We start from the raw sequence: 26,700 nt of genomic DNA, 5'->3' as shown, positions 1-26,700 counted from the left end.
GGATCGGACGAGGTCCCGGCTTGACAGTCCTAAATCAGTACTGTTCTATCTCCGTTCCATACTCGCTGGAGGGGGACCCGTGGCCAGGATCGTGCTCTACATGTGGATGTCGCTCGACGGGTTCATCGCGGGCCCGGACGACGGACCGGATCGCGGGCTCGGGATCGGCGGCGAGCGGCTGCACGACGCCATCGCGATCAGCGACGACGATCCCGCCACCGGCCGCAGCGACGACGAGGTCACCGCCGCGGTGATGGCGGAGGCGATGCGGACCGGCGCGGTGCTCACCGGGCGGCGCACCTTCGACCACGCGAACCAGTGGCACGGCGACCACCACGACGGCGTCCCGATCTTCGTCCTCACCCGGTCGGCGCCCGCCGAGCCCCCGCTCGGGCACGCCCGCCACCTCACCGACGTGGTCGAGGCCGCGGCCCTGGCGAGGGAGGCCGCGGGTGACCGCGACGTGCTCCTCCACGGCGCCTCGGCGGCACAGGCGTGCCTGCGGGCCGGGGTGCTCGACGAGCTCGCGCTGCAGGTGGTCCCGGTGCTGCTCGGAGCGGGTCGGCGCCTCTTCGACGACCTGCCTCCCGAGCACGTCGAGCTCGAGCTGCTGCACTCCGTCGACGGGCCCGGGACGGTGCACCTGCGCTACCGCGTGCTGGGGAAGGAGCCCGGCTGATGGCCGTCCGGCTGGACATGACGATGTCGCTCGACGGGTTCGTCGCCGGGCCGGAGGACGGCCCCGACGCGCCGTTGGGAGCCGGCGGGTTCCGGCTGTTCAACTGGCTCGACCGCCGCCTCGACCCCGGACCGGCCGGCGAGGTCCACGCGGAGGCGATGGCCACCCGGGCCGTGCTGTCCGGTCGCCGCACCTACGAGCTGGCCGGGCGCTGGAACGGGGATCATCACGACGGCGTCCCGATCGTCATCCTGACCCACGAGGTCCCGGCCGAGCCGCCGCCGGGCAGCGTCGTCTACGCCACCGACCCCGTGGACGCCGCCTCGCGGGCGCGCGCCGCGGCCGGGGACGGCGACGTGATGGTGCACGGCGCGGGTGCGGCGCAGGCCCTGCTGCGGGCCGGGGAGCTCGACGAGATGGAGCTGCACGTGGTGCCGGTGCTGCTCGGGTCGGGACGGCGGCTGTTCGACGGGCTGGGCTCCGGGCACGTCGAGCTCGAGCTGGTCCGCCGGCTGACCAGCCCGGACGCCGAGGACCTCCCCCGACGGGTCACGCACCTGCGGTACCGCGTCCGGTGACCGGGGTGCGTTCCACGGCCACGCGGGCGAGAGTGGGCCGGTGCTCCGCCTCGGCTTCCCCGTGATCGGCGTGACCGACCTCGACCGGGCCACGGCCTTCTGGTCGGCCGCGCTGCAGCTGAGCACCACCGAGGAGTGGGCGAGCCCGACCTGGCGCACGCTCGTCGCGCCCGACGGAGCGCGGGCACTGGCCCTGATGGTCAGCGGCTCGGCGCCGGACCCGCGGCCGCGCCAGCACCTGGATCTGTTCGTGGACACCACCCCCGAGCAGGACGCCGAGGTCCGCCGGCTGATCGGGCTCGGCGCGACCGACCCGGGCTGGGAGATCTACCCGGCGGAGCCCGACTTCGTCGTCCTGGCCGACCCCGACGGCAACCTGTTCTGCGTGGTCGATCTCAGCCGGGCGCCGTCCTCCTAGGTGCGCTGTCGCGCTCGTGAGCAGTAATTGACGCTATGACGTCACTTTGTGCTCACGAGCGCGGAGCGCACCTCAGATGCGGCTCCTGCGGCGTTCGGACGGCGTTTTCGCGGCAATCCCGGCGGTACGATCAGGGTTCCTGATCACCGTGGACACCGACGGGAGAACCGCCATGGGCCTGCTGGACGCCGACGTCTGGACCGGGAAGCTGCTCGACGGCGGGTGGCGGGCCGGGGCCGGCGCGGAACGCATCGTCGTCGAGCCCGCGACCGGGACCGAGCTCGGCCGGGTCGCGACGGCGAGCCCCGACGACGTCACCGGTGCCGCCGACCGTGCGGCCGCCGCCCAGCGGGAGTGGGCCGCGCGACCCTTCACCGAGCGGGCCGCGATCCTGCGCCGCGCCGGCGACCTGTGGGAGGCGCACGCCGAGGAGGTCCAGGGCTGGATCGTCCGCGAGTCCGGCGGCATCACGCCGAAGGCCCAGCTGGAGACGCACATCGCCGCGCAGGAGTGCTTCGAGGCCGCCGCCCTGGCCTCGCACCCGACCGGCGAGATCCTGCGCTCCGAGCAGCCGCGACTCAGCTTCGCCCGCCGTCGCCCGGCCGGCGTCGTCGGGGTGATCGCGCCGTTCAACTTCCCGCTCATCCTCGCGATCCGGGCCGTCGCACCCGCCCTGGCGCTGGGCAACGCCGTCGTGCTCAAGCCCGACCCCCGCACCGCGGTGTGCGGCGGCGTGAGCATCGCGCGGGTGTTCGAGGAGGCGGGACTGCCGGCCGGGCTGCTGGCGATGCTGCCGGGCGGGGCGGAGGACGTCGGCGAGGCCGTGATCGCCGACCCGCGGGTGCGTGTCGTCGCCTTCACCGGCTCGACCCGGGCCGGCCGCGCGGTCGGCGCGCTCGCCGCGCAGCACCTCACCCGTGCCCACCTCGAGCTCGGCGGCAACTCGGCGCTGATCGTCATGGGCGACGTCGACGTCGAGCAGGCCGCCTCGATCGGCGCGTTCGGCTCGTTCATGCACCAGGGCCAGATCTGCATGACGACGGGTCGCCACGTCGTCGACGCGGCCATCGCCGACGACTACGTGGCGGCCCTCGCCCAGCACGCCGAGAAGCTGCCGGTCGGGGACCCGTCGTCGGGAACCGTGGCGCTGGGCCCGATCATCGACGCCGGGCAGCGCGACCACGTGCACGAGCTGGTCACCGGCACGGTCGACGGCGGTGCCCGGCTCGAGGCGGGCGGCACCTACGAGGACCTGTACTACCGGCCGACCGTGCTCTCCGGCGTGACGCGGCAGTCCCCCGCGTGGGCCCAGGAGGTGTTCGGTCCGGTGGCCCCGGTGATCCCGTACGCGAGTGAGGACGAGGCCGTCGCGCTCGCCGCGGACAGCGAGTACGGCCTGTCCCTCGGCATCCTCGCCGGCGACGGCCTCCGCGCGCTGGAGCTCTCCGACCGCATCCCGAGCGGCGCGGTGCACATCAACGACCAGACCGTCGCCGACGAGGCCACCATCCCGTTCGGCGGTTGGGGGGCCTCCGGCAACGGCTCCCGCACCGGCGGCATCCAGGCGAACCTCGACGCCTACACCGAGACCCAGTGGGTCACCGCGCAGAGCCGGCTGGCGCAGTACCCGTTCTAGGTGGGCGCAGCCCTCGTGAGCGGTAATCCGTGTCCTGGCACGGATTACTGCTCACGAGCGCGAAGCGCACCTACTTCGGGAACGAGCTCGGCTTCTCCTCGAAGATCATCGTCTTGTTCTCGAGGTAGTGGTGCAGCCCCTCGACGCCGCCCTCGCGGCCGATGCCGGACTGCTTGAACCCGCCGAACCCGATGCCGAAGTCGGTCCGGAAGTTGTTGTGCCCGACGGTGCCGGCCCGCAGTCGCCCGGCGACGTCGCGGGCGCGGTCGGCGTCGTTCGTGAACACCGCGGCGTTGAGCCCGTAGACCGTGTCGTTGGCGATCCGGATCGCGTCCTCCTCGTCCTCGGCGGGGAGGACGGAGAGCACCGGTCCGAAGATCTCCTCCTGGGCGATGCGCCAGGAGTTGTCGACGTTGCCGAACACCGTCGGCTCGACGAACCAGCCGCGGTCGAGATCCTTCGGACGGCCGCCGCCGGTGGCCAGCGTCGCGCCCTCGGACTTGCCGATCTCGATGTAGGACTCGACACGGTCACGCTGGCGCTGCATGGCCAGCGGGCCCATCTGCGAGTTCGCGTCGAACGGGTCGCCCACGCGCACCTGCGAGAACGTCCCGGCGAGCGCCTCGACCATCTCGTCGTGCCGGCTGCGCGGGACGACGATGCGGGTCAGCGAGGAGCAGACCTGCCCGGACAGGAAGCACTCGGCGCCGGAGAGGGCGGCCGCGGTGGACGAGATGTCCGCGTCGTCGAGGATGACCGCCGCGGACTTGCCGCCGAGCTCGAGCGAGTAGCGCCCGATCCGCTCGGCCATGATGCCGGCGATCTTCTTGCCCGCGGCCGTCGAGCCGGTGAAGGCGATCTTGTCGACCCGCGGGTCGCGGACGAGGGTCTCGGAGACCTCGCGGTCGGCGGTGAGGACGTTCAGGACACCCGCCGGCAGGCCGACCTTCTCGGCGATCTCGGCCATGATGTACGGCGCGCCGGGCGCCTCGGGCGAGGCCTTGAGGACCACCGTGCACCCCGCGAGCAGCGCCGGGGCGAGCTTGTAGGCGATCAGCGTCATCGGCGCGTTCCACGGGATGATCGCGCCGACGACCCCCACGGGCTCCCGGGCGATCATGCCGAAGTTGCCGCCGGCCGTCGGGGTGGCCGGCTCCTCGAAGTGGAACGTCTCGGCGAGGTCCGCGTAGTAGGTGTACGCGTCCGGGATGCCGCCCATCATCGCCTGCGCGACGCCGTAGAGGATGCCGGACTCGCGCGGCCAGATCTGGGTGACGTCGTCGGTGCGCTCACGGACCGCGGAGCTGATCGCGCGGAGGTACTCGGCGCGCTGGGCGTGGGTCAGCTTCGGCCACGGGCCGTTGTCGAAGGCCTCGCGCGCGGAGGTGACCGCCCGCGCGACGTCGGCGTCCTGCGCCTCGGCGACCTGGAAGTACACCTGCTCGGTGGCCGGCTCGATGACGTCGATGGTGTCCGACGACGAGGGCTGGACCCACTCCCCGCCGATGAAGAACTTGTCGAGACCCTTGATCGGGGCCTTCGGTTCGGTGGTGATGCTCATACGTCGCCTCATCCTCGAGTGAGCTTCGTAGCGGCCCTGTGACTGGCCGCACACAACCCATCCTGACCCGAGAGCGCGTGTCCAACAACCCGTGGCCGCCGCGCCTGCGGCATCGGGAGGTCGGAACCTCCGCAGATGCGCCTACGACGACGGGTCCGGCAGCGACGGCAGGTGCCGCGGCGACGGCGGGTCAGCGGGCGACGGGCGGGCGACGGTGGCCAGCAGGGCCGCCGTCACGAGGCTCGGCGGATCCTCGGCGGCCGTCAGGATCCCGACCGGCGGGGTCGGCACCGCCGGCAGTTCCAGCGCCCGCATCCCGGGCGGCACGCCGAAGCCGTCCAGCCAGGTGTGGGCGACGATGCACGACCACCCGCGGGCGGCGTGGGTGTAGAGGGCGGCGACGGAGTCGGCCTCGATGACCGGCCTGAGCCGCGCCCCCGCGGCCAGCGCCGCCGACTCCAGGATGCGTCGGTTGCGCATCAGCCGGACGAGGGCGCACAGCGGCCGGTCGGCCGCCTCGGCCCAGCCGACCTCGCCGTCGGGCGGGACGAGGTGCTCGGGGGTGAGGAGCAGGTAGCGCTCCCGGTAGAGCTCGACCGCGCGGGTGCCCGCCGGCGGCTCCGGGTCCAGGTAGGTCAGGCCCGCGTCCAGCGTGAAGTCGCCGAGGCGCGCGACGATCTCGGTCGACGACAGCTCCTCCACCCGCACCCGTGCGCGCGGGTGCTCGGCGCAGAACCCGCCGGTGAGGGTGCTGACGGTCGGCATCGCGGTCGGGATCGCGCCGAGGCGCAGCGTGGCGTCGAGCCCGCCGCGCATGCGGGCGAGGTCGTCGTGCAGGCCGTCGCGCTCGGCGAGGATGCGGTGCGCCCAGCCGAGCACCCGGCGCCCTTCCTCGGTGAACCCGGCGAAGCGGTGACCGTGGTGGATGAGCGTGACGCCGAGGTCGCGCTCGAGCTTCGCCAGCCCGGTGGACAACGCGGGCTGGCTGGCGTGACAGGCCTGCGCCGCGCGCCCGAAGTGCTCCTCACGTGCCAGGGCGACGAGGTACTCGAGCTGACGCATCAGCACGTCGCCGGACACGGCCACCGACCCTAGCCCGACGATCCACGGCGTGAATACACGCATCTGCGGACCCGATCGGCGATCTGTTGCCGCAGATGCGGATCGACGAGGACGGTCGACCGGACCGACTTCAGCGGCGAGGAGGCCCCTCATGGCCAAGGTGCTCTGCGTGCTCTACCCCGACCCGGCCGGCGGCTACCCGCCGCCGCTGGTGCGCGACGGTCTCCCGCACCTGGAGCGCTACCCGGACGGGCAGACCCTGCCGACCCCGTCGGCGATCGACTTCACCCCGGGCGCCCTGCTCGGCAGCGTGTCCGGGGAGCTCGGCCTGCGACGGTTCCTCGAGGGCGCCGGGCACGAGCTGGTGGTCACCTCCGACAAGGACGGCGAGGACTCCGAGTTCGACCGCCATCTCGTCGACGCCGACGTCGTGATCTCCCAGCCGTTCTGGCCCGCGTACCTCACCCCCGAGCGGATCGCGAAGGCGAAGAACCTCAAGCTCGCGCTGACCGCCGGGATCGGCTCCGACCACGTCGACCTCGACGCCGCGATCGAGGCGGGCGTGACGGTGGCCGAGGTGACCTACTGCAACTCGATCTCGGTCGCCGAGCACGTCGTCATGATGATCCTGTCGCTGGTGCGCAACTACCTGCCGTCGAACCGGATCGCCAGTGAGGGCGGCTGGGACATCGCCGACTGCACGGCGCGCGCCTTCGACGTCGAGGGGATGGACGTCGGCACCGTCGCCGCCGGCCGGATCGGGCTCGCGGTGCTGCGCCGGCTCGCCCCGTTCGACGTGCGGCTGCACTACACCGACCGCCACCGCCTGCCCGCGCAGACCGAGAAGGAACTGAACCTGACGTTCCACGAGTCCGCCGCGGACATGGTGCCGCACTGCGACGTCGTCACGGTCAACGCGCCGCTGCACCCCGAGACCCGGGGCCTGTTCAACAACCAACTCCTGTCCACCATGCGCCGCGGCGCCTACCTGATCAACACCGCGCGCGGCCTGATCGCCGACCGCGACGCGATCGTGCGGGCGCTGGAGAGCGGGCAGCTCGCCGGGTACGCCGGCGACGTCTGGTACCCCCAGCCCGCCCCGGCCGACCACCCCTGGCGCACCATGCCGCACCACGGCATGACCCCGCACATCTCCGGGTCGACGCTCTCCGCCCAGGCCCGGTACGCCGCGGGCACCCGCGAGATCCTGGAGTCGTTCTTCGCCGGCACCGCGCTGCGCGACGAGTACCTCATCGTCGACGGCGGCAAGCTCGCCGGCGCCGGGGCGCACTCCTACAGCACCAGCTCGTAGGCCCGACGGTGTCACAGCCCCGACCCGCCCCGGGCCGTCCGGGACCGGACGGCCCGGGCGCGGAGCTGCTCGCCGCGTTCACGACCCGTACCTACCTCTGCCACCAGTGCGGCGGCGAGGGCGCCGAGACCCGCGAGACCGACCAGGTCCGGGGCACGGTGCGCTACCGCCTCGGGGCCGGGGTCCTGCTGCTCCCGTGCTGCCCGGACTGTGCGCATGACGAGCGACAACGGTGGCGCGCGCGGACCACGCTGCGGCGCGCGGTCGAGGCCGGGACCCTCGCCTGGGTGGACCCCGGCCCGCTCGCGGCCTACTGCTGCCCGGTGCCCGGCTGCGGCCGGCTCTGGCACCACCTCGGCGGGCCGCTGCCCTACCCCGTCGTCGAGGACCCGCACATGACGATGCCTCACCGCCGCTGGCACCCGTGCCCCTGGTGCACCGCCGACGACCCCGCGGCGACCACCGCCACGCACGAGCGCTGCCGGCGGGCCGTCGAGGACGTGCGCCGGTGGGAGGACGAGCTGCACACCCCGGGCACCTGACCCGACGTCACACCCTCGACGTCACACCCGATCCGGAGACGAGGACACCCACCATGACCAGCAGGGACGACCGGCTCGACGTCGGGCGGGAGATCGTGAGGGCCAAGGAGGCCAAGGGGCTGTCCTGGCAGCAGCTCGCCGACGAGCTGGGCCGCTCCCTGGTGTGGACGACGTCCGCGCTCCTGGGCCAGCAGCCACTGACGCAGGACCAGGCCCAGCAGATCGGCGCCGTGCTCGGGCTCGACGGGGACGCGATCGGCGCGTTGTCGCTGCCCCCGGTCCGCGGCGAGGCCGCGACGGACCCCACCGAACCGGTCACCTACCGCTTCCAGGAGGCGCTGCAGGTCTACGGGACCGCGCTGCACGAGCTCGTCCGCGAGGAGTTCGGCGACGGGATCATGAGCGCGATCGACTTCGAGCTGGAGTTCGAGCGCGTACCCGACCCCAAGGGTGACCGGGTGAAGCTGACGTGGAACGGCAAGTTCCTGCCGTACCGGGTCTGGTAGGTGCGCTCCGCGCCTGTGAGCACAAATTGACGCCCTGGCGTCAATTTGTGCTCACGAGCGCGTCAGCGCACCTACTTGGGATCCAGCACGAACACCGGGATCTCGCGGTCGGTCTTCTCCTGGTACTCGGCGTACGACGGGTAGGCCTCGACGGCCCGCTCCCACCACTGCGCGCGCTCGTCGCCGGACACCTCACGGGCGACGTAGGTCTTCGTCTCCGACCCGTCCTGGAGCGGGAACTCCGGGTGGGCCTTGATGTTGTAGTACCAGACGGGGTGCTCCGGAGCGCCGCCCTTGGAGGCGACGACCGCGTAGCTGCCGCCGTGCTCCACCTTCATCACCGGGGTGTAGCGGAGCTTGCCGGACTTCGCGCCGCGCAGCGTCAGCAGCACGATCGGCGAGCCGAGCACCTCGATGCCGTCGGTCGTCCCGGTCTGGAGGATCTTCTCGGTCTGGTCGCTGACCCAGCCCGTGGGGCTGAGTTCTGCCGTCTCTTCGCTCACCTCGGCGGCAACCAGGCGCGTTCCCGAGACATTCCTGCGCCACCACGACCGGACGACTCCGGATCTTCGGGAACCGCACCACGGGGACCGTCGGGGTCCCTAGCGTTGCGGGTCGTGGCGACCCAGCCGAGCCCGTGGTTCGCGGCGATGACCGCCGTGCGCGTCGTGCTCCTGCTCGCGGCCGCCTTCGCCGCCTGGCGCGCCGTGCACCTGCAGCGCACCGATCCGCGGCGGAACCCGCTCCCCTGGGCCGTCCTGACGATCCTGTTCATCGCGACGATCGCGATGATCAGCGTCGTGCCCTGAGGAGGCGGGTCCCGCCGCGGATGCCCCCCGCTCAGAAGGTGATCAGCGGCTTGATGATCCCGTCGCGCTTGTGGGTCATCATGTCGAAGGCCTCCTCGACCTGGTCGATGCCCATGCGGTGGGTGGTCATCGGCGTGGGGTCGATCTTGCCGTTGACCATCAGCCGCATCAGCCGCTCCATGCGCAGCCGGCCGCCCGGGCAGAGGTCCGTGGCGATCTTCTTGCCGGCCATCCCGAGGCCCCACGCGTCGAGCGGCATGGTGATCGTCGGGCCCGACTCGCCGTGGTACCCGACGTTGGACAGCGTCCCGCCGGCGCGGGTGGCGTAGAGCGCCGCCTCGAAGGTGGCCTGGTTGCCCAGCGCCTCCACCGTCGAATCCGCGCCGCCGTCCGTGAGCCCGATGACCTGCTCGGCGACGTTGCCCGAGGACGGGTCGATGACGACGTCGGCCCCGAAGCGCCGCGACATCTCCTGCCGGTTCGGGATCCCCTCGACGGTGATGACGAGGCCGGCGCCGCGCAGTTTCGCGCCGAGCGTCGCCGACAGGCCGACCGCGCCCTGCGCGAAGATCGCCACGGTCCCGCCGACCGGGATGTTGGCGTTCTCGGAGCCGATGATCCCGGTGGAGAGCATGTCGCAGGCGTAGACCGCGGCCTCGTCGGACAGACCCTGGGGAATCGGCGCGAGGTTGTAGTCGGCGTCGTTGACGTGGAAGTACTCCGCCATGTTGCCGTCCTTCTGGACGGTGAACCGGTAGCCGCCGAGCGCCCCGCCGCACTGCGAGGTGTGGCCGGCCTGGCAGTTGTCGCACGTGCCGTCGGGGGTGACGGCGTTGACCGCCACCCGGTCCCCGACCTGCACCGACGTCACGCCCTCGCCGATCTCGTGGACGATGCCGACGCTCTCGTGACCGAGCAGGCGCCCCTCGGGGACCGGCAGCAGCCCGGCCACGGTGTGCACGTCGGAGGTGCAGATCAGCGCCGCGGTCGTCCTGACGACCGCGTCCCCCGGGCCGGCGCGGGGGACGTCGCGCTCGACGAGACCGAACTTGCCGGTCCCGAGGATCGCCAGGGCCTTCATGGTGTCGCTCATGGGTCGTCTCTCCCTAGGCCGGGGTGTCGAGCAGTTCCTGCAGGTGCCGGTCGATCTGCGGCATGAACTCGGGATTCACGCTGAACAGCCCGAGGTGGCCCAGGACGTCGTCGACCACCCGCAGTTCGGAGTTCTTGATCAGCGCCTGTTCGGCGGTGTGGTCACGCACCGGGAAGAACATGTCCTCGCTGATCGGGAGCACGAACGTCTTCGCGGTGATGCGCCCGAGGGCCGCGGCCAGATCGCCGCCGGTGTGGCGGGCGACGTCGCCGCGCTGCCACTTCCAGGCCATGCACAGCAGGTCGTTCGGGTCCATCGCGGTGAAGTAGGGCTGGAGGAAGCCGGCGAGGAACGCGTCCATGTCCTCGAACCCGAGCCCCGCGTAGACGCGCAGCTTCCAGAACTCGGTGGAGAACCCCATGACGCCCCAGATGCGGGCGTGGCGCTCCAGCCCGTGCTGGACCTGGTCGTTCGAGGTGTACTCGCCGCCCGCGAACCCGGAATCCGAGGTGATCGCCTCGATCAGGGTGCGCGTGAACAGGAAGTCGTGGTCGGTGTTCTGCGCCGTCCCCGCGATCGGGGCCGCCCGGCGCACCTTGTCCGGGAACCGCACCGCCCACTCGTAGGTCTGCTGGGCCCCCATCGACCCGCCGGTCACCAGGGCCAGCGACTCGATCCCGAAGTGCTCGCGCAGCAGCCGTTCCTGGGCCACGACGTCGTCGCCGATCCGCACGTGGGGGAACGCCGACATCGTGATCCCGGCGTTCGCACCGGACGCGTTGTGCGGCGAGGTCGAGAGCCCGGAGCCGATCTGGTCGACCACCACGATGAAGTACCGGTCGGGGTTCAGCGCGTGCTCGGACCCGATGTAGGCGTCCCGCCAGATCTGGTGGGTGCCCGAGTACCAGGTCGACACCAGGACCGCGTTGTCCTTCGACTCGTTCAGCGTCCCGAACGTCGCCACCGCCAGCACGCAGTCCGGGATCGACCCGCCGTCCTCGAGATCGAGGCGACCGATGCTGACCAGGTCGTACTCGCCGTGGAACTCCGGCGTGTAGAAGGGGTTCTCGATACTCATCCGGCCACCGCCCACTGGTAGACGTGTTCGCCCGCGGGGGTCGCCTCGCCGTCGACGGCGAAGCCCTCCCACCCGTTCGCGGCGATCTGATCGCACTTGGCCCGGTACGGGCCCACGAAGTCGAGATTGGGCATGAACGTCCGCGGCTTGCCGGGGATGTTCGCGCCCATGTACCAGGTGTCCGCGGTCGGGAACAGCGTCGCGTGCGCGATCTCCTGGTTGTAGTCGCACCAGCCGTTCTCGGCCTCTTCGGTCGGCTCGATGACGCGGGCACCGCGCGACCGGAGATCGGTGATGATCCGGCCGATGTAGTCGACGTGCTGCTCGATCGACACCGGCATGTTCGAGAGCACCGACGGGCTCTGCGGGCCGGTGACGGTGAACAGGTTCGGATAGCCGTGGCTCATCAGCCCGAGATACGTGCGGGGCCCCTCGGCCCACTTCTCCCGGAGCAGCGCACCACCGCGACCACGGATGTCGATGCGGTTGAGCGGCCCGGTCATCGCGTCGAACCCGGTGGCCAGCACCAGCGCGTCGAACTCGTGCTCGGTGCCGTCCTCGAGCCGCAGCCCCGTCGGGGTGATCGAGGCGATCGGGTTGGACTTCACGTCGACGAGGTGCACGTGCGGTTCGTTGAACGTCTCGAAGTAGCCCGAGTCCAGCGGGTTGCGCTTGCAGCCGAAGGGATAGCCCTTCGGGACGAGCAGTTCGGCCGTCTCGGGGTCGTCGACCTTCTCGCGAATCTTGCGGTCGAGGAAGCGCCGGACGAGATCGTTCGCCTCGGTGGTGAAGAACATGTCGGCGTAGCCGCCGAGCCAGATGTGGAAGCCGCCGCGGTTCCAGAAGTCCTCGAGCAGTGCCTCACGCTCGGCGTCGGAGACCTCCGCCGCGCCCTTCTCCTGCAGGTAGAGCTCGAACCCGAAGTTCGACTGCTGGATCCGCTCCCGGATGCCGGCCCAGTCCTTGAGGCGCTCGGCCTTCACCGCGGGGTCCACCGGCCCGTTGTTCGCGGGGACGATGTAGTTGGCGGTGCGCTGGAAGACCGTCAGCTCGCTCGCCTGCCCGGCGATGATCGGCGTCGCCTGCACCGCGCTGGCCCCGGAGCCGATCATCCCGACCCGCTGCCCGGTGAAGTCCACACCCTCGTGCGGCCAGTGCCCGGTGTGGAACGTGGGCCCGGCGAAGGTGTCGATCCCGTCGAACGGCGGGGTGTTCGACGCCGAGAGCGCCCCGACCGCGGAGATCACGTAGTCGGCGGTGACCGTCTCGCCGGAGTCGGTCGTGACCGTCCAGCGCTCGGCGTCCTCGTCGAAGGTCGCCGACTCCACGCGGGTGCCGAAGGTGATGTCCATGGTCAGATCGAAGCGCTCGGCCACGTGCTCCAGGTAGCCGCGGATCTCCGGCGACTCCGGGTACCGCTCCGTCCACTCCCAGGACTCCCAGAGGTCCTTGTCGAAGGTGTAGCCGTAGATGTAGGAGTCGGAGTCCGAGCGCGCGCCCGGGTAGCGGTTCCAGTACCAGGTGCCGCCGACGCCGTTCCCGGTCTCGAAGACCCGGGCCCGCAGACCCAGCTCGTCACGCAGCTTGTGCAACATGTAGAGGCCGGAGAACCCGGCCCCGATGATCACGGCGTCCACCACGCTCGTCGCGCGGTCCGTGCTGGTCGTCATCCTCGTCGGTCCTCCCTCGCCGGTGGGCGATCTCGGGGAGGACCTTGGGGCGGACGGTTCCGCAGGGCTTGGACGATCGGCGGAGTCGATCGGTCAGCCTTGCTGCGCGCGACGACGGCCGCTGCGTCACCGCAGGTCAGCGTGTCCGGAAGTCGTGTCCGGCGATGTTGGACGCGCGCGCCCGCCGTTGGACGTCCTTGCTCCCCGGCTGGCCCGTGACCACGGTCACAGCTAGCGTGACGCCGTCGACGTCGACGGGGGACGCCATGGGTGACGCATTCATCCTGCCCGACGAGTTGCCCACGTGGGTCCCCGGCGAGGTCACCGTGCGCAGCCCGGACGAGTCGTGGGACGGCGTCGCGGTGCGCGGGTACCGGTACCAGGACTCCGACGTCGAGGTGCCGCCGCTGCGCGACTTCATGGTCGTGGCCTACCGGCGCGGCGTCACCGACATGCGCCGGCGTCTCGACGCCGGGTGGCACCAGGAGCGGCTCGGCCCCGGCGACGTCTCCCTGCTCACCCGCGCCGCCGATTCGCACTGGACCTGGTCGAGCCCGATCGAGGTCGTTCACGTCTACCTGACCCACGACCAGCTCGCCGCCACGTGCCGCGCGATGTACGAGCGTGAGGTCGAGGACGTGGCGCTGCACGACACGATCAAGGCCGACGACCCGGCCATCCACCGCACCGCGATGGCCATCGCGCAGGAGGCGGCGCACGGCGGGGTGGGCAGCGAGCTGCTCGTCGACTCCCTGACCACGCAGCTGTCCGTGACGATCCTGCGCAAGCACGCGAACGTGATCTTCCGGGAGCCGGACGGGTCGGCCTGCCTGACCTTCCGCCAGGAGCACCTGATCCGCGACTACGTGCAGAGCCACCTGCACGACCGGCTCACCCTCGAGGACCTCGCCGACGCCGTCGGACTCTCGAAGTTCCACTTCGCGCGCCGGTTCCGTGCCTCGACCGGGACGACCCCGCACGAGTTCGTGCTCCGGCAGCGCGTCGACCGGGCGCGCCGGTTGCTCCAGCGCACCAGCATCCCGCTGCCCGAGGTCGCCCAGACCTGCGGGTTCGCCGACCAGAGCCACATGAACCGCGTCGTCCGCAAGCGCCTCGGTGCGACGCCGGGTGAGGTGCGGCGGTTGGGCTGAGGGTCGGGTCACGGCCGGTGCCCGAGCCCTACCGCTGCGGGTTCACCCCGGATGCGAGCTCGGTGAGCTGGGGGCGCAGCGCGGCGGCGAAGCGGTCGGGCTCGCCGAGCAGCGCGAGGTGGCGGGCGCCCGGCAGGTCGGCGACGAGGGTGGTGTGCAGCCGGGCCGCGGTCGCGACGGCCTGGGTGTGGTCGAAGCTGGTGTCCTCGCTGCTGGAGATGACGGCGGTCGGGACGCGGACCTGCCGTTCCTGGTCGTCGGTGAGCCCGATGAGGGGCTGGCGCCCGATCGCGAGCAGAGCGGTGACGCCGCCGGGGGCGAGGAAGGGGGCGCGCCAGCGGTCGACGGCGCGGTCGTCGGTCGGGCATCCGGGACCGCACTGCGAGGCGACGAGATTCCGGATCGGGTCGCGGTGGCGGACGACGCCGGTGACCACGGCGGGCCCGAGCGGCGGCAGCGTCACCAGCGAGCGCAGCACTCCCCCACCTCCGCCCGCGGCCGTGCGGTCGTTCCCGAAGTACGGGGTGCCGTCGCCGTTGGCCGCGACCACCCCGGTGACCGCGCCCGGGTCGCGCAGGGCCAGCGAGAGCGCGATCGCGGCGCCGAGCGAGTGACCGACGACGATGGGCCGGGTCAGGTGCAGCGCGGCGAGGAGGCCCGCGAGCTGGTCGGTGTCGGACGCGAGCGTATACGGCTCCTGGTGCGCGGTGAAGCCGTAGCCGCGCACGTCGTAGGCGTAGACGTCACGGTCGGCGGCCAGCCGTGGCGCGAGCCGGGAGAAGACGTAGGTCGACTCCGCGAACCCCGGCACGAGCACCAGCGGCGGCTGACCCGACGGGTGCACGGCGGGCCAGTGCTCCACGTGCGTGGCCACGCCGGCGGCGTCGACGGTGTACCCGGGGACCGTGGTCGACACGTGGACCGGGGCGAGGTCATCCCAGGCCAGGTAGAGCCCGGCGAGCGACAGCACGACGAGCACCACCACGACGAGCGCGATCCCGGTCCGGCGCAGCCACCGCAGCACCCGTCGTCGCACGCTCACCTCCGCCCGGCCCCGTGACGGATCACCCTCTCAGGCGCCCGGTGAGATCAGCGCACGGCACGTAGGTGACGCACAGCGAGCGCTCACCGCCGCTTCATCGCCCGGGCGGACCCTTCAGGGCATGGACACCGCACACCTCACCAACGGCTCCTGGATCCGCGGGGCCCTCGTCGTCGCCCTCCTCGTCGACGTGCTGGGGCAGCTCGTCGGTGTGGTCCCGTCCGGGTCGGTCGGCATGGCGATCTCGGTCGCCGTCGCCGGAGTGCTCGCCGTCGTCGGCTGGTGCGCCGTCCGATGGACCCGTCACTCGTCCGTGCACACCCGTTAGGGAACGCAAAGATCGGATACTTTCGGGGTATGCGTACCCCGAACGACCAGTGGGACATCGTGTCGAGCGTCGGCTGGACGGCGCTGATGGTGGCGGCGGGCCGAGCGGTGGAGACCCATCGTCCGGAGCCCCTCGTCGAGGACCCGTACGCGGAGATGTTCATCGCCCGCGCCGACACCCCGCAGCCGGTCCCGACCCGGGCCGACCAGCCCTGGCCCGACCCCGAGCGCGTCGGTGACGAGACCACCCCCGTCGACGAGTTCTGGTCGATGATGACGACCTACCAGGGCGTGCGCTCGCGCTTCTTCGACCGCGCGCTGCTCGAGGCCACGGCGGCGGGCGCGGACCAGGTGGTGCTGCTCGCGGCGGGCCTCGACGCCCGCGCCTACCGGCTGGACTGGCCGGCCGGGACCACGGTGTTCGAGGTCGACCAGGAGCAGGTGCTCGCGTTCAAGGACCGGACCCTGGCCGAGGAGGGCGTGCACGAGCGCTGCCGCCGGGTCAGCGTGCCGGTGGACCTGCGCGACGACTGGCCCGCCGCGCTGCGCGACGCCGGGTTCGACCAGCTGCGCCCGTCGGTCTGGCTCGCCGAGGGCCTCCTCCCGTTCCTGCCCGCGGACGCCGAGTCCGCGCTGCTCGAGCGGATGAGCGGGCTGGCCGCACCGGGGAGCACCGTCGTCGTCGAGAACTTCGGGAGCGCCTTCGACCAGCTCCAGCACGACGAGGCACTGCCCCGCTTCGGTCGGGCGTTCGGCGTCGAGATGAGCGGGCTCGTCGACATGTCGGAGCGCCGACCGCACCCGGCCGAGCAGCTCGGGGCCGACGGGTGGACCACCGAGACGACGCAGACCGCCGACGTCGCGAAGCAGTGGGGCCGCCCGCTGCCCGAGACCAGCACCGGGGTGTCGCTGGACAACGACTTCCTGGTGGCGCGGCGCTGAGTCAGCCCTCGTCGCGCTCCGCCGCCCGCTTGCGGCGCTTCCCCTCGTGCATCGCGGCGACGCGCGCGACGGGGATGGTGTGGCCCTCCTCGATCAGCTCGGCCGGGATCGCCCGGCCCTCGCCGAGGCGCTCCTGCCAGGTCGGGCCGCGCAGGAAGCGGTCCGGGGTGGCCACGGTGATCTCGGCGGGGACGACGTCGTCGAGCGTGTCCCAGTCGCACGGGCACGAGACCGGGAGGCCGGGTCGGACGCGGGGGCTGTAGGCGGCGACGACGGTGGCGCCGCCGGCCCGGGTGGCGTCGAGGAAGACCTTGCCGCCGCGGTCGGCCTTGATGAACGCCGTCGTCGTGCCGTCCGGGTCGAGCTTCTCGGCGCGGGCGGCGACGGCGCGGGTGGCGGCGTGCACGTCCTCCATCGCGGCCGGGGCGATCGGGGTGACCACGTGCAGGCCCTTCGCGCCGGAGGTCTTCACGGCGGGGTCGAACCCGGCGTCGCGGAGCACCTCGCGCACGGCTCGGGCCGCGGCGACGACGGGTCCGAGGCCGCTGCCCTCGGGCGGGTCGAGGTCGAGGACCAGGTGGGTCGGAGTGCCCGGGTCGGCGGCCAGGGTGAGCGGGACGTGGTACTCGACGGCGCGCTGGTTGGCGAACCACAGCAGCGTCGCGCGGTCCTCGGCGAGGGCGTAGTGCACGTCGCGCTGCGAGCTCTCCGACCAGAAGGTGACGGACCTGATCCAGTCCGGCGCGCCCTTCGGCAGGTTCTTCTGCATGAAGCGCTCACGGCCCCGGGCGCGGACCACCGACAGCGGCCGGCCGGTCAGGAGCGGGACGAGCCGGTCGGCGGCGGCGTCGAGGTGGTCGACCAGCGCGCGCTTGGTGACCGTGTCGCCGCTGAGCAGTTCCTGGTCGAGGTGGGTGAGCCCGACCCCGTCGCGCACCTCGTCCGGTTCGCTCGCCATGTCGCAGAGCCTAGGTGCGCTGCGCGCCTGTGAGCAGAAATCGTCGTCAGGGCGTCAATTTCTGCTCACAGGCGCGGAGCGCACCTATGCGTACCGCGTCAACGCCAGCGCGGCGTGCTCGGTCGGCTCCGGGTCGTCCGCGCCGGCCACGCAACCCTCCAGTGCCTGGATCAGCCCGGCCTCGTCGAGTCCCGTCCCGATGAGCACCAGCCGCGCGCCCGAGGTGGCCGCCCGGACCGGCGCCGGCCGCACCCGGATCGCCGTCCCGACCGTCTGCACCTCCCAGAGCTCGCCGTCCCCGGCCAGCCGCACGACCCCCTTCGCCCTGACCACCCCGGCCGGCCCGGCCTCCAGGAACGCAGCGAGCCGACCCGGGTCCACCGGCTGCTCGCTCGAGAACGAGACGCTCTGGGCCTCGTCGTGCGCATGCGGGCCGTCGACCTCGCGCAGCAGCTCGTCGAGCCCCAGCTGCGCCGGCTTCGGCCGCGACACCGGATCGACCAGCAGCGCCGGGTCCAGCGCCCCGTGCCGGGTCCCGACGACGGCGCCCGCCGCCACCGCGCGCACCGTCGCCAGGGCGGCGTCGGGATCGTCGACGCGGTCCAGGCCGTTCACGACGGCGAGGTCGGCGAGGCGGGCCTGCTCGAGATCCGGGTCGGCGGCGTCGAGCACGACGACGAGCCCGCCGTAGACCGCGTGCGGGTCGGTGGGCGCCAGCAGCAGGCGCACCAGCTCGCGCGGTTCGGCGAGCCCGCTGGCCTCGACGACGACGAGGTCGAGCCCGGTCGCGGGGGCGGTGAGGTCGGCGAGCAGGTCGGACAGGCCGTCGGCGTCGGTGGTGCAGCACAGGCACCCGTTCGCCAACGACGTCACCGAGTCGGCCTGCCCCGCGACGAGCATCGCGTCGATCCCGAGCGCCCCGAAGTCGTTGACGACGACGCCGATCCGGGTGCCGTCGGCGTGGCGCAGCAGGTGGTTGACCAGCGAGGACTTCCCGACGCCGAGGTGCCCGGCGACGAGGACCACCGGCACGGTGCGGTCGCGGGGATGACGGTGGCTCACGCCCGGCGAGCCTGCCAGACCGCGGCGACGTAACCTCCGCAGCCGTGCGACCCCTGGAGGGCATCCGCGTCCTCGACCTCTCGAGAGTGCTCGCCGGCCCCTATGCCACCCAGTGGCTGGGCGAGATGGGGGCCGACGTCGTCAAGGTCGAACCACCGGCCGGCGACGACACCCGCGGCTGGGGCCCGCCGTTCCTCAACGACGACGCGGACCCCGACGACGAGGCCCGTCACCGACAGTCGCTCTACTACCTGTCGACGAACCGGAACAAGCGCGGGATCGTCCTCGACCTCAAGACCGACCGCGGGCAGGACGCGGTCCGCCGGCTCGCCGCCCGCGCCGACGTGCTCGTCGAGAACTTCCGGCCCGGCACCCTGGAGCGTTGGGGCCTGGACTACGCGACGCTGACCGCCGAGAACCCGCGGCTGATCCACGTCGCGATCTCCGGGTTCGGGCAGACCGGCCCGTACCGCGACCGGCCGGGCTACGACGTCCTCGCGCAGGCCATGGGCGGGATCATGAGCCTGACCGGCGAGCCGGACGGGCCGCCGACGAAGGTCGGGCTGCCGATCGGAGACCTCAACGGCGGCACCTGGGCGATCATCGCGGTGCTCATGGCCCTGCAGGCCCGGCACACCACCGGGACGGGCCAGTACCTCGACGTCTCGCTGCTCGACACCCAGACCGCGTGGCACATCTACGCCGCGCAGGCGGTGTTCCACGACGCCGCCCGTCCCGGCCGGCTCGGCTCGGCCCACCCGACGGTCGTGCCGTACCAGCCGATGGCCTGCGCCGACGGGACGCTCGTCGTCGCCACCGGGAGCGAGCGGCTCTGGCGGCTGTTCTGTCAGGTGCTGGGCCTCGACGAGCTCGTCGACGACCCGCGCTTCGCCACCAACGCCGACCGCGCCGGACGTCGGGAGGAGCTGATGGCGCTGGTGGAGGCGGTGATGCGGGAGCAGCCGGTCGCGCACTGGGCGGCGGCGTTCGAGGCGGCGGGCGTGCCGATCGGGCCGATCAACTCGCTCGACGACCTCTACGGCGACGACTGGTCGGTCGAGCGCGGCCACCACGTGACGATGGACCACCCGGGCGTCGGGACGTACCACGGCACCGGCTTCCCGGTGCACGCCTCGGGGCCGGGGGCGACCCCGCCCGCCCCGTCGGGGCCGCCCCCACTGCTCGGCCAGCACACGGCCGAGGTGCTCGCGGAGCTCGGCTACTCCGAGGACGAGATCCGCGAGTTCTGAGAGTCCACCGGGGTCAGCGCGGCACGCGGTGGATCGGGGCGGGCTCCGACCGACGCCGCTGCTCCGGGATCTCCACCGGCGCCCGTCCCATCTGGTCGACCCACGCGGCCATCGCCGCCCGGTAGGCCTCCCGGCGCAGGACGTCGGTGACGACGATCGGTCCAGTGGCCATGCGCAGATCCCCCAGTCCTCTCACTGGACGAGAGCCTGGCAGTGAATGCCTCGCAGTGACCACGCTGAGCGAGAAGTTACCGGTCAGCATCACCCGTTCAGCGCATCGCGGTGTCCCGCTCAGTCGCGCAGCAGCTCACGCACCTTCACCGAGCGCAACCGGTTGAGCGCCGCGGCCACCTCGTGACGGCGGGGCAGTGCGAGATCGATGGCGTCGCGCCCGCCGGAGAGCAGGGCGTCCACCCCGCCGCGCGCGAGCTCGGCGTCGAGCAGGTCGAGGCCCTCGGCGAGGGGGACGGTCCCGTCGAGCACGCCCTCCCCGAGCAGCGCCAGCGCGCGGCCGATGCCGGCCACCTGCGAGCGGTCGACGATCTGCTCCACGGCCGCGAGGTCGACGTCCTGTTCGCCGAAGGTCAGCGTGTCGACGCCGCGGGCGGTCACCCGGCGCTTGCCCTGCCGGCCGGTCGGGTCCAACGACGACGGGTCGACGACGCGGCGCGTGACCGGCGGGAAGCCGGAGTGCTCGACCACGCGGGCGCGGCCCTGCGCGGCGATCTCGTGCGCGCGCCCGGTCACCTCGGACGCGACGTAGGAGTCCATCATGATCACCGTGTCGGCGACCTCGAGGTAGTCGCCCGACCCGCCCATGACCAGCACCGACGACACCCCGCGCTCGGCGTGCAGCGGCCGGATGCGCTCCACGAACGGCACCAGCGGCTCGGTCTCGATGAGCTGCTGCATCCGGCCGTCGCGGATCATGATGTTGGTGGCCGACGTGTCCTCGTCGACGAGCAGCGCGCCCGCCCCGGCCTCCACGGCCTCGACCATCGACGCGGCCTGGCTGGTGGAGCCGGATGCGTTCGTCGTCGAGAAGTCGTCGGTCGGCTCGCCGCTGGGCAGGTGCGACACGAACGCCGAGACGTCCGTGCGCACGACGCTGCGGCCGTCCTCGGCGCGGACCTTCACGGCGTCGTCGCGGGCCACGACGCACTCGCGGCCGTCGCCGGGCTGGTGGTCGTAGACGCCCGCCTCGATCGCGCGCAGCAGCGTCGACTTGCCGTGGTACCCGCCGCCGACGATCAGCGTGACCCCTTCCGGGACGCCGAGCCCGGTCACGTCGCCCGCGTTCGGGGTCGGGATCGTCACCCGCAGCGACTCCGGCGAGCGGAACGCGGTCGCCCCCTCCAGCGGCCGGTCGTCCACCCCGGAACGCCGCGGCAGCACCGCCCCGTCGGCGACGAAGGCGACCAGGCCCCGGTCGGCGAGCGCGGCCCGCAGTGCGACGGCGTCCTCGACGGTCTCGACGAAGCCGGTCGCCGCCGCGCGGTCGTGCTCGGAGAACACGCTCCAGCGCAGGTCGGCGACGGCGTCCGGGAGCGTCTCCCCGAGCAGGGTGGCCGCTTCCCGCCCGAGGATGCGCCGCTTCGGGCCGGGCATCGGCACGCCGAGCTCGATCGTGACGGTGCCGTCGGCGGCGACCCGGCCCGCGCTGCGCTCGAGCACCTCGGGGCCGCCGGCGTCGACGTGCAGCGAGGTGCCACGCAGCGCCCGGCGCAGACGGCGCAGCAGGAAGCCGGCCAGCGCCCGGCGACGGTCGGCCGTCGTCGTGAGCTCCTCCGGGGCCGCGCCCGGCAGCGTCACGCGGACCCGCGACGGCGGCGCGAACGGGTCGGCCTGGACCCGCACGATGGTCAGCGTCGCGTCGCCGGCCGGCCAGTCGCCGGTCAGGGACTTGTAGCGCCCGTAGCTCTGGCCGTCGAGTCCGCGCAGGGTGGCGGCGAGGTCGTCGTTGCGGGACATCTCCGCAGGGTGCCCGACTTGACCGCGACCCATGTGGCCGGTGGGAGGATGGGCCGGTGATCATCGCGATCGCCTGGGTGATCGGCGTGGCCGCCCTGGCCTGGGCACTCTGGTGCGCCGTCTCGGCGGTGCTCGACCAGGCGCCCACCTACTGGCACCGGGTCACGCTGCTCGGGATCGAGGTCGCCGCGCTGGTGCAGGCGGTGATCGCGGTCGTGCTGCTGATCGTGCAGGGCGGACGCGGGACCGGGGCGGTCGCGGAGATCGTCGGGTACCTGGTCGCCGTGGTGATCACGCTGCCGATCGGGGCGGCGCTCGCGTACGGCGAGCGGACGCGGTACGGGTCGGTGGTGCTCGCGATCGCCGGGTTCACCCTGGCGGTACTGGTGCTCCGCACGACGCAGGTCTGGGAGGCGACACGTGTCTGAGGCGGGTCCGACGGACGCCGTCGGCAACGGTGCGCCCCGGCTGCGGCGCATCAACGACGGCCCGGGGCGGGTCCTGCTGGTCGTCTACGTGGTGTTCGCGATCTCCGCGGGCGCCCGGGCGGTGTTCCAGATCGCCACCCAGTTCTCGGACGCCCCGGTCGCGTTCCTGCTCTCGGCGTTCTCGGCGCTGGTGTACCTCGTGGCAGCGGTGGCGATCGGGCAGGGACGCCGTGGCCTCGCCCTGGTCGCGGTGTGGATCGAGCTGGTCGGGGTGCTCGCGGTCGGACTGTTCAGCGTGGTCGCGGCCGGGGACTTCCCGCGCTCGACGGTGTGGTCGGACTTCGGGATCGGCTACGGCTTCGTCCCGGTGATCCTGCCGATCCTGGGCCTGCTCTGGCTGCGGCGGCACCGGCCCACTCCGGCCGGATAGCTTCTCGGGAACGCGTGGTCCTGTTACCGTACTTTTCGTGGAGACCCGCACGCTCGAGACCCCCGAGGTCGACCTCGTCCACGATGTCGCGGGTCCGCTCCCGCCCGCCGACGGACGCCCGCCACTGCTGATGATCGGCCAGCCGATGGACGCCTCCGGGTTCCGGGCGCTGGCCTCGCACTTCGACGACCGGACCGTCGTCACCTACGACCCCCGCGGCCTCGGACGCAGCATCCGCCACGACGGGCGCACCGAGAGCGACCCCGAGGTACAGGCGCGGGACCTGCACGCCCTGGTCGCCTCGCTCGGGGCCGGACCGGTCGACGTGTTCGCCTCGAGCGGCGGCGCCGTCACCGCGCTGGCGTGGGTCGCGGCGTTCCCCGACGACGTCGCGACGCTGGTCGCCCACGAGCCGCCGCTGATCAGCGTGCTGCCCGACGCCGAGGCCGCGGTGCGCGGCTACGACCGCGCGCGGGCGGCCTACGAGGAGCGCGGCTGGGGCGCCGGGATGGCCGCGTTCGTCGGGTTCACGTCCTGGCCCGGGGAGTTCACCGACGAGTTCTTCGCGCAGCCGCTCCCCGACCCGGCCGCGTTCGGGATGCCGACCCAGGACGACGGCTCGCGGGACGACCCGATCCTCTCCGACCGCTCGCAGCCGGTGGTCCGCTACGCGGTCGATGTGCCCGCCCTGGAGAAGGCCCCGACCCGCGTCGTCATGGCCGTGGGCGCCGAGTCCGCGGGGATCTTCACCGCCCGAACGACCGGCATCGTCGCCGCCCAGCTCGACCAGCAGCCGATGGTCTTCCCCGGCGGTCACGGCGGGTTCGCGGGTGAGCAGGACCCGTGGCCCGGCCAGGCGACGGCGTTCGCCGCGCGGCTCCGCGAGGTGTTCGGCTGACGAGGCTCTGAGCGAGGGGCACCTTCGGTCGAATAGATCGTCGAAGGGCGCCCTCGCCCGAACGCCGGTCCCGTCCATCGGGCTGATCGTGTGCGCCGCGCACACAGTCAGGCAGCGGACCCACCCGCTCCGGTGCCGCTCTGCGTGACGCACACGGCCGGCCGGCGCGCCACCCAACTCCGGCACGACGGTGCGCCACGCACACGGTCACCAGGAGCGTCCCGTGCGGCCCGTGGGTCGCACGAGTTCAACCGCACAGGACCGGTCGGCGCCGCCAGCCGTGCGCGTCCCGCACATGCCGTCCGAACCGCACGACGTCTCGGGCCGACCGTGCGCGTCCCGCACACGCCACCAGAACCCGACCACCTCCCGGCCCGACCGTGCGCGCCCCACACACGCCGTCAGAGCCCGACAGGCTCCGGGTGGGATGGACACGTCGCGCACCGGCCGGGCGGCACCGAGGCGCTCAGCCCAACCCGGTCCCCTCCACCCCGCGGCGCCAGTAGCCGTCGAGGTCGATCCATTCGGTCGGGAGCAGGTCCCGCAGCCGGCGGCGCACCGGACGCAGCGCCGACGCCTCGGCACCCATCCAGACCAGACCCTCGCCGTCGGGACGTTCCCAGCCCGCGACGGCGTCGCCGAGCAACGTCGTCGTGCCGGGATCGGCCCCGTCGCGGTGCAGCCAGCGGATCTCGACCCCCGCCGGCCCGACCAGCGACTGCTCCTCCGCCGCGTCCGCCACCTCGACGAGCACCGTCCCGCGCGCCGACGACGGCAGCCGCGCGAGCCACCGCGTCAGCGCCGGCAGGGCGGTCTCGTCGCCGCCGAGCAGGTACCAGTCGCGCGGCTCCGCGGCCAGCGACCACCGCGGCCCGAACACCCAGAGCGCCCCGCCCGGCTCCTCGATCCAGCGACCCGCGAGCCCGGCGCCGTGGCGGACCATGTCGATCTCGAGCTCGTCGCCGTCCACCAGCCGCACCGTGTACTCGCGGTACGGACGCGGCCGCCCGGCCGGCGGGGAGACGAGTCCCCGCGGACCGATCTCCGGGCGCTCGGGCTCGCCGCCGGGCTCTAGCGGGAAGAACAGCTTGGCGTGGTCGGTCGGGCCGGACACGGGCAGAGCGGCCACCGCACCCGTCGTCGTCGCCCGGAACCGGACCCGTCGCATGCGCGGCGTCACGTCGTCGGCACCGACGACCTCGACCCGCACCGGGTCGACGTCATGGGCCTCCTGCGTGATCACGGGGGCGTTGCGGACGACCATGGGTGTCACGCTAACGGCGGGTGTTCACCCCGTCTCGCGGACCCGGAACCCGCCCGCCACGGGCGTACGGCAGCATCGCCGACCGTGACTGCGCAGCACACGGACCTCGACGCGGCCCCTCGCGACCCGGTCGCCCGCACCGGCCACGTCCCCGGCCTCGTCGCGAGCCCGTTCCCGCCGATCGCCGACTACGGGTTCCTCTCCGACTGCGAGACGACGGCCCTCGTCGCCCCGAACGGCGCCGTCGAGTGGCTCTGCCTGCCGCGGATGGACTCGCCCAGCGTCTTCGGCGCGGTGCTCGATCGCGACGCGGGCACGTTCCGGCTCTCCCCCGACGGCGTCGACGTCCCGGCCGCCCGGCGCTACGTGCCCGGGACGATGGTGCTCGAGACGACGTGGTGCACGCGGACCGGCTGGCTGCAGGTGCTCGACGTGCTCCTGATGGGGCCGTGGCACCACGAGGGCGAGCGGTCGGGCTCGCACATGCGCGCACCCACCGACTACGACGCCGACCACGTGCTGCTGCGGGTCGCGCGGTGTCTCTCGGGCCAGGTGCAGCTGCGCATGGAATGCGCGCCGGTGTTCGACTACGGCCGCTCGCCCGCGACCTGGTCCTACCCCGAGGAGGGGTACCGGACGGCGCGCGCGGTCGGCGGCGAGGGGACGCCGGAGCTGCTGCTGACCACCGACACCAACGTCGGGTTCGAGGGCACCCACGCGACCTCCCGGACGCTGATCAAGGAAGGCGAGTGGCGCTACGTCGCGCTCTCGTGGAGCGAGCACGCGCCCCCGGCCACCGTCGACGACGCCCTCGACCGCCTCACCTGGACCGAGCACCACTGGCGGCACTGGCTCGACCGCGGCGACTTCCCCGACCACCGCTGGCTGCCCTACCTGCAGCGCTCGGCCCTGACGCTGAAGGGCCTCACGTTCGCCCCGACCGGCGCCATTGCCGCGGCGGCCACGACGTCGCTGCCCGAGACCCCGGGCGGTGAGCGCAACTGGGACTACCGCTACTCCTGGATCCGGGACTCGGCGCTCGCGCTGTGGGCGCTCTACGCGCTGGGCTTCGACTGGGAGGCCAACGACTTCTTCTACTTCGTCGCCGAGGCGGCCGAGGCCGCGGCCGGGCACCTGCAGATCATGTACGGCGTCGACGGCCGCTCCACGCTCGACGAGGAGGTCCTCGGCCACCTCGACGGCTACGAGGGCGCCTATCCGGTGCGGATCGGCAACGGTGCCTACGACCAGGCCCAGCACGACGTCTGGGGCGCGGCGGTCGGTGCGATCTACCAGTACGTGCGTTCGCGGGACCGGCTCGACGACCGGCTGTGGTCGATCGTCGTGACCCAGGTCGAGGCGGCGCTGGAGAACTGGCAGGGGCCCGACCGCGGGCCGTGGGAGGTCCGCGGCGAGCCGCAGCACTTCACCACCTCGAAGATCGCGTGCTGGCTCGCCGCCGACCGCGGTGCCCGGCTCGCGGCACTGCGCGGCGACGCCAAGCGCGAGGACCGCTGGTCGCGCGCCGCCCAGGAGATCCGCGACGACGTCCTCGCGCACGCCGTCGACTCGCGCGGGGTGCTCTGCCAGCACTACGCGACGACGGGGCTGGACGCGTCGCTGCTGCTGATGCCGATCGTCGGGTTCCTCTCGCCCGAGGACCCGCGGTGCCGCGCGACGGTGCTCGCGATCGCCGACGAGCTCACCCAGGACGACCTGGTGCTGCGCTACCTCGTCGAGGACACCGACGACGGCCTCCAGGGCGAGGAGGGCACGTTCACGATCTGCTCGTTCGCGCTGGTCTCGGCGCTGGCCGTGATCGGTGAGGTCGACCGGGCGACCGCGCTGTGCGAGAAGCTGCTGGCCTCGGCGTCGTCGTTGCACCTCTACGCCGAGGAGATCGACCCGCACTCCGGCCGGCACCTGGGCAACTTCCCGCAGGCCTTCACGCACCTGGGGCTGATCCAGGCGGTGATGAACATCGTGCGGGCGGAGAAGAAGGCGGCTCGGCGGTAGGTCTCCGGCTGTCTTGT

Annotated in this window: 28 protein-coding genes; 16 read left to right on the top strand and 12 right to left on the bottom strand. The window is 72.8% G+C overall.

Going from position 1 to position 26,700, the window contains the following annotated elements:
* The first annotated feature begins 79 nt into the window (after positions 1-79).
* The 4 genes from LQ327_RS29640 to LQ327_RS29625 all read left to right on the top strand — a co-directional run bounded on the left by LQ327_RS29640 (position 80) and on the right by LQ327_RS29625 (position 3,311).
* Entirely contained in the window at positions 80-679 is a 600-nt protein-coding gene (locus LQ327_RS29640; protein ID WP_230739646.1) for a dihydrofolate reductase family protein, read from the top strand.
* On the top strand, positions 679-1,257 hold the full coding sequence (locus tag LQ327_RS29635) for a dihydrofolate reductase family protein (protein ID WP_230739644.1): 579 nt from the start codon (positions 679-681) through the stop codon (positions 1,255-1,257). Before LQ327_RS29640 ends, LQ327_RS29635 begins: the two co-directional genes overlap by 1 nt.
* A 40-nt stretch (positions 1,258-1,297) precedes the next feature.
* The gene (locus LQ327_RS29630; protein WP_230739642.1) at positions 1,298-1,675 is read left to right on the top strand and encodes a VOC family protein; all 378 of its coding nucleotides are present in this window, start codon (positions 1,298-1,300) and stop codon (positions 1,673-1,675) included.
* A gap of 172 nt (positions 1,676-1,847) precedes the next feature.
* Positions 1,848-3,311: an aldehyde dehydrogenase family protein gene (locus LQ327_RS29625; protein WP_230739640.1), complete on the top strand. Its 1,464-nt coding sequence runs from the start codon at positions 1,848-1,850 to the stop codon at positions 3,309-3,311.
* Between the two features lie 70 nt (positions 3,312-3,381).
* Here the strand turns inward: LQ327_RS29625 and LQ327_RS29620 are convergent, their stop codons facing one another.
* On the bottom strand, positions 3,382-4,872 hold the full coding sequence (locus tag LQ327_RS29620; RefSeq protein ID WP_230739638.1) for an aldehyde dehydrogenase: 1,491 nt from the start codon (positions 4,870-4,872) through the stop codon (positions 3,382-3,384).
* A gap of 141 nt (positions 4,873-5,013) precedes the next feature.
* On the bottom strand, positions 5,014-5,952 hold the full coding sequence (locus LQ327_RS29615) for a LysR family transcriptional regulator (RefSeq protein ID WP_230739636.1): 939 nt from the start codon (positions 5,950-5,952) through the stop codon (positions 5,014-5,016).
* A 133-nt stretch (positions 5,953-6,085) separates the two neighbouring features.
* Between LQ327_RS29615 and LQ327_RS29610 the strand changes: the two genes are divergently transcribed.
* The 3 genes from LQ327_RS29610 to cynS are packed head-to-tail and all read left to right on the top strand — an operon-like array spanning position 6,086 to position 8,294.
* A complete protein-coding gene (locus LQ327_RS29610) occupies positions 6,086-7,246 on the top strand; it encodes an NAD-dependent formate dehydrogenase (protein WP_230739634.1) in 1,161 nt (386 codons plus the stop codon).
* Positions 7,247-7,254: 8 nt separating this feature from the next.
* The gene (locus LQ327_RS29605; protein ID WP_230739632.1) at positions 7,255-7,788 is read left to right on the top strand and encodes a hypothetical protein; all 534 of its coding nucleotides are present in this window, start codon (positions 7,255-7,257) and stop codon (positions 7,786-7,788) included.
* Between the two features lie 53 nt (positions 7,789-7,841).
* Positions 7,842-8,294 carry a cyanase gene (cynS, locus tag LQ327_RS29600; protein ID WP_230739629.1) on the top strand — a complete coding sequence of 151 codons (453 nt, stop codon included), beginning with the start codon at positions 7,842-7,844 and terminating at the stop codon, positions 8,292-8,294.
* A gap of 71 nt (positions 8,295-8,365) precedes the next feature.
* Here cynS and LQ327_RS29595 read toward each other — a convergent pair whose 3' ends face one another.
* Positions 8,366-8,797 (bottom strand): nitroreductase family deazaflavin-dependent oxidoreductase, encoded by a 432-nt coding sequence (locus tag LQ327_RS29595; RefSeq protein ID WP_230739627.1) that lies wholly within the window; start codon positions 8,795-8,797, stop codon positions 8,366-8,368.
* A gap of 114 nt (positions 8,798-8,911) precedes the next feature.
* On the opposite strand from LQ327_RS29595, the gene LQ327_RS29590 reads away from it, so the two are divergent.
* Entirely contained in the window at positions 8,912-9,103 is a 192-nt protein-coding gene (locus LQ327_RS29590; RefSeq protein ID WP_230739625.1) for a hypothetical protein, read from the top strand.
* A 31-nt stretch (positions 9,104-9,134) separates the two neighbouring features.
* Here LQ327_RS29590 and LQ327_RS29585 read toward each other — a convergent pair whose 3' ends face one another.
* Genes LQ327_RS29585 through LQ327_RS29575 form a run of 3 tightly spaced genes read right to left on the bottom strand, consistent with a single transcriptional unit; the run spans position 9,135 to position 12,944 of the window.
* Positions 9,135-10,196: an alcohol dehydrogenase catalytic domain-containing protein gene (locus tag LQ327_RS29585; RefSeq protein WP_230739624.1), complete on the bottom strand. Its 1,062-nt coding sequence runs from the start codon at positions 10,194-10,196 to the stop codon at positions 9,135-9,137.
* 13 nt (positions 10,197-10,209) lie between these two features.
* Positions 10,210-11,274 (bottom strand): alpha/beta fold hydrolase, encoded by a 1,065-nt coding sequence (locus LQ327_RS29580; RefSeq protein WP_230739623.1) that lies wholly within the window; start codon positions 11,272-11,274, stop codon positions 10,210-10,212.
* Complete coding sequence (locus LQ327_RS29575; RefSeq protein WP_230739622.1) at positions 11,271-12,944, bottom strand: flavin-containing monooxygenase; 1,674 nt, start codon at positions 12,942-12,944, stop codon at positions 11,271-11,273. Before LQ327_RS29575 ends, LQ327_RS29580 begins: the two co-directional genes overlap by 4 nt.
* 266 nt (positions 12,945-13,210) lie before the next feature.
* Between LQ327_RS29575 and LQ327_RS29570 the strand changes: the two genes are divergently transcribed.
* Complete coding sequence (locus LQ327_RS29570; RefSeq protein ID WP_230739621.1) at positions 13,211-14,095, top strand: AraC family transcriptional regulator; 885 nt, start codon at positions 13,211-13,213, stop codon at positions 14,093-14,095.
* 28 nt (positions 14,096-14,123) lie between these two features.
* Here LQ327_RS29570 and LQ327_RS29565 read toward each other — a convergent pair whose 3' ends face one another.
* Entirely contained in the window at positions 14,124-15,131 is a 1,008-nt protein-coding gene (locus LQ327_RS29565; protein ID WP_230739620.1) for an alpha/beta fold hydrolase, read from the bottom strand.
* A gap of 127 nt (positions 15,132-15,258) precedes the next feature.
* On the opposite strand from LQ327_RS29565, the gene LQ327_RS29560 reads away from it, so the two are divergent.
* Positions 15,259-15,465: a hypothetical protein gene (locus LQ327_RS29560; protein WP_230739619.1), complete on the top strand. Its 207-nt coding sequence runs from the start codon at positions 15,259-15,261 to the stop codon at positions 15,463-15,465.
* 29 nt (positions 15,466-15,494) lie between these two features.
* Positions 15,495-16,406: an SAM-dependent methyltransferase gene (locus tag LQ327_RS29555; protein WP_230739618.1), complete on the top strand. Its 912-nt coding sequence runs from the start codon at positions 15,495-15,497 to the stop codon at positions 16,404-16,406.
* Between the two features lies 1 nt (position 16,407).
* On the opposite strand, the gene LQ327_RS29550 is transcribed toward LQ327_RS29555, so the two are convergent.
* Positions 16,408-17,364 (bottom strand): DNA polymerase domain-containing protein, encoded by a 957-nt coding sequence (locus LQ327_RS29550; protein WP_230739617.1) that lies wholly within the window; start codon positions 17,362-17,364, stop codon positions 16,408-16,410.
* A gap of 84 nt (positions 17,365-17,448) precedes the next feature.
* Positions 17,449-18,426, bottom strand: a complete 978-nt coding sequence (locus LQ327_RS29545; RefSeq protein WP_230739616.1) for a CobW family GTP-binding protein — start codon at positions 18,424-18,426, stop codon at positions 17,449-17,451.
* 44 nt (positions 18,427-18,470) lie between these two features.
* Here LQ327_RS29545 and LQ327_RS29540 point away from each other — a divergent pair, with 44 nt between their 5' ends.
* Positions 18,471-19,676, top strand: coding sequence for a CaiB/BaiF CoA transferase family protein (locus LQ327_RS29540; protein WP_230739615.1), 1,206 nt, complete (start codon positions 18,471-18,473; stop codon positions 19,674-19,676).
* Between the two features lie 13 nt (positions 19,677-19,689).
* Here the strand turns inward: LQ327_RS29540 and LQ327_RS29535 are convergent, their stop codons facing one another.
* Together LQ327_RS29535 and LQ327_RS29530 are read right to left on the bottom strand one after the other, a co-directional pair.
* Positions 19,690-19,848, bottom strand: coding sequence for a hypothetical protein (locus LQ327_RS29535; protein ID WP_230739614.1), 159 nt, complete (start codon positions 19,846-19,848; stop codon positions 19,690-19,692).
* A gap of 119 nt (positions 19,849-19,967) precedes the next feature.
* Entirely contained in the window at positions 19,968-21,647 is a 1,680-nt protein-coding gene (locus LQ327_RS29530; protein WP_230739613.1) for an ABC-ATPase domain-containing protein, read from the bottom strand.
* A gap of 56 nt (positions 21,648-21,703) precedes the next feature.
* On the opposite strand from LQ327_RS29530, the gene LQ327_RS29525 reads away from it, so the two are divergent.
* The 3 genes from LQ327_RS29525 to LQ327_RS29515 are packed head-to-tail and all read left to right on the top strand — an operon-like array spanning position 21,704 to position 23,403.
* Positions 21,704-22,075 (top strand): hypothetical protein, encoded by a 372-nt coding sequence (locus LQ327_RS29525; RefSeq protein WP_230739612.1) that lies wholly within the window; start codon positions 21,704-21,706, stop codon positions 22,073-22,075.
* A complete protein-coding gene (locus LQ327_RS29520) occupies positions 22,068-22,505 on the top strand; it encodes a hypothetical protein (RefSeq protein ID WP_308286400.1) in 438 nt (145 codons plus the stop codon). Before LQ327_RS29525 ends, LQ327_RS29520 begins: the two co-directional genes overlap by 8 nt.
* Before the next feature lie 37 nt (positions 22,506-22,542).
* On the top strand, positions 22,543-23,403 hold the full coding sequence (locus LQ327_RS29515; protein WP_230739611.1) for an alpha/beta fold hydrolase: 861 nt from the start codon (positions 22,543-22,545) through the stop codon (positions 23,401-23,403).
* 466 nt (positions 23,404-23,869) lie between these two features.
* On the opposite strand, the gene LQ327_RS29510 is transcribed toward LQ327_RS29515, so the two are convergent.
* Positions 23,870-24,667, bottom strand: a complete 798-nt coding sequence (locus LQ327_RS29510; protein WP_230739609.1) for a siderophore-interacting protein — start codon at positions 24,665-24,667, stop codon at positions 23,870-23,872.
* Between the two features lie 84 nt (positions 24,668-24,751).
* On the opposite strand from LQ327_RS29510, the gene LQ327_RS29505 reads away from it, so the two are divergent.
* A complete protein-coding gene (locus tag LQ327_RS29505) occupies positions 24,752-26,683 on the top strand; it encodes a glycoside hydrolase family 15 protein (RefSeq protein WP_230739607.1) in 1,932 nt (643 codons plus the stop codon).
* Positions 26,684-26,700: the final 17 nt, after the last annotated feature.

The sequence above is a fragment of the Actinomycetospora endophytica genome, assembly GCF_021026375.1.
Lineage (GTDB): Bacteria > Actinomycetota > Actinomycetes > Mycobacteriales > Pseudonocardiaceae > Actinomycetospora > Actinomycetospora endophytica.
Note: the sequence above shows the minus strand (reverse complement) of the source record. Positions and strands in the feature narration are given on the sequence as shown.

Coding starts and splice junctions, on each gene's coding strand:
- LQ327_RS29560 (WP_230739619.1), top strand. CDS start 15,259: ATGGACACCGCACACCTCACCAACGGCTCCTGGATCCGCGGGGCCCTC.
- LQ327_RS29585 (WP_230739624.1), bottom strand. CDS start 10,196: ATGAGCGACACCATGAAGGCCCTGGCGATCCTCGGGACCGGCAAGTTC.
- LQ327_RS29510 (WP_230739609.1), bottom strand. CDS start 24,667: ATGGTCGTCCGCAACGCCCCCGTGATCACGCAGGAGGCCCATGACGTC.
- LQ327_RS29575 (WP_230739622.1), bottom strand. CDS start 12,944: ATGACGACCAGCACGGACCGCGCGACGAGCGTGGTGGACGCCGTGATC.
- LQ327_RS29535 (WP_230739614.1), bottom strand. CDS start 19,848: ATGGCCACTGGACCGATCGTCGTCACCGACGTCCTGCGCCGGGAGGCC.
- LQ327_RS29580 (WP_230739623.1), bottom strand. CDS start 11,274: ATGAGTATCGAGAACCCCTTCTACACGCCGGAGTTCCACGGCGAGTAC.
- LQ327_RS29530 (WP_230739613.1), bottom strand. CDS start 21,647: ATGTCCCGCAACGACGACCTCGCCGCCACCCTGCGCGGACTCGACGGC.
- LQ327_RS29570 (WP_230739621.1), top strand. CDS start 13,211: ATGGGTGACGCATTCATCCTGCCCGACGAGTTGCCCACGTGGGTCCCC.
- LQ327_RS29635 (WP_230739644.1), top strand. CDS start 679: ATGGCCGTCCGGCTGGACATGACGATGTCGCTCGACGGGTTCGTCGCC.
- cynS (WP_230739629.1), top strand. CDS start 7,842: ATGACCAGCAGGGACGACCGGCTCGACGTCGGGCGGGAGATCGTGAGG.
- LQ327_RS29625 (WP_230739640.1), top strand. CDS start 1,848: ATGGGCCTGCTGGACGCCGACGTCTGGACCGGGAAGCTGCTCGACGGC.
- LQ327_RS29610 (WP_230739634.1), top strand. CDS start 6,086: ATGGCCAAGGTGCTCTGCGTGCTCTACCCCGACCCGGCCGGCGGCTAC.
- LQ327_RS29550 (WP_230739617.1), bottom strand. CDS start 17,364: ATGGCGAGCGAACCGGACGAGGTGCGCGACGGGGTCGGGCTCACCCAC.
- LQ327_RS29555 (WP_230739618.1), top strand. CDS start 15,495: ATGCGTACCCCGAACGACCAGTGGGACATCGTGTCGAGCGTCGGCTGG.
- LQ327_RS29620 (WP_230739638.1), bottom strand. CDS start 4,872: ATGAGCATCACCACCGAACCGAAGGCCCCGATCAAGGGTCTCGACAAG.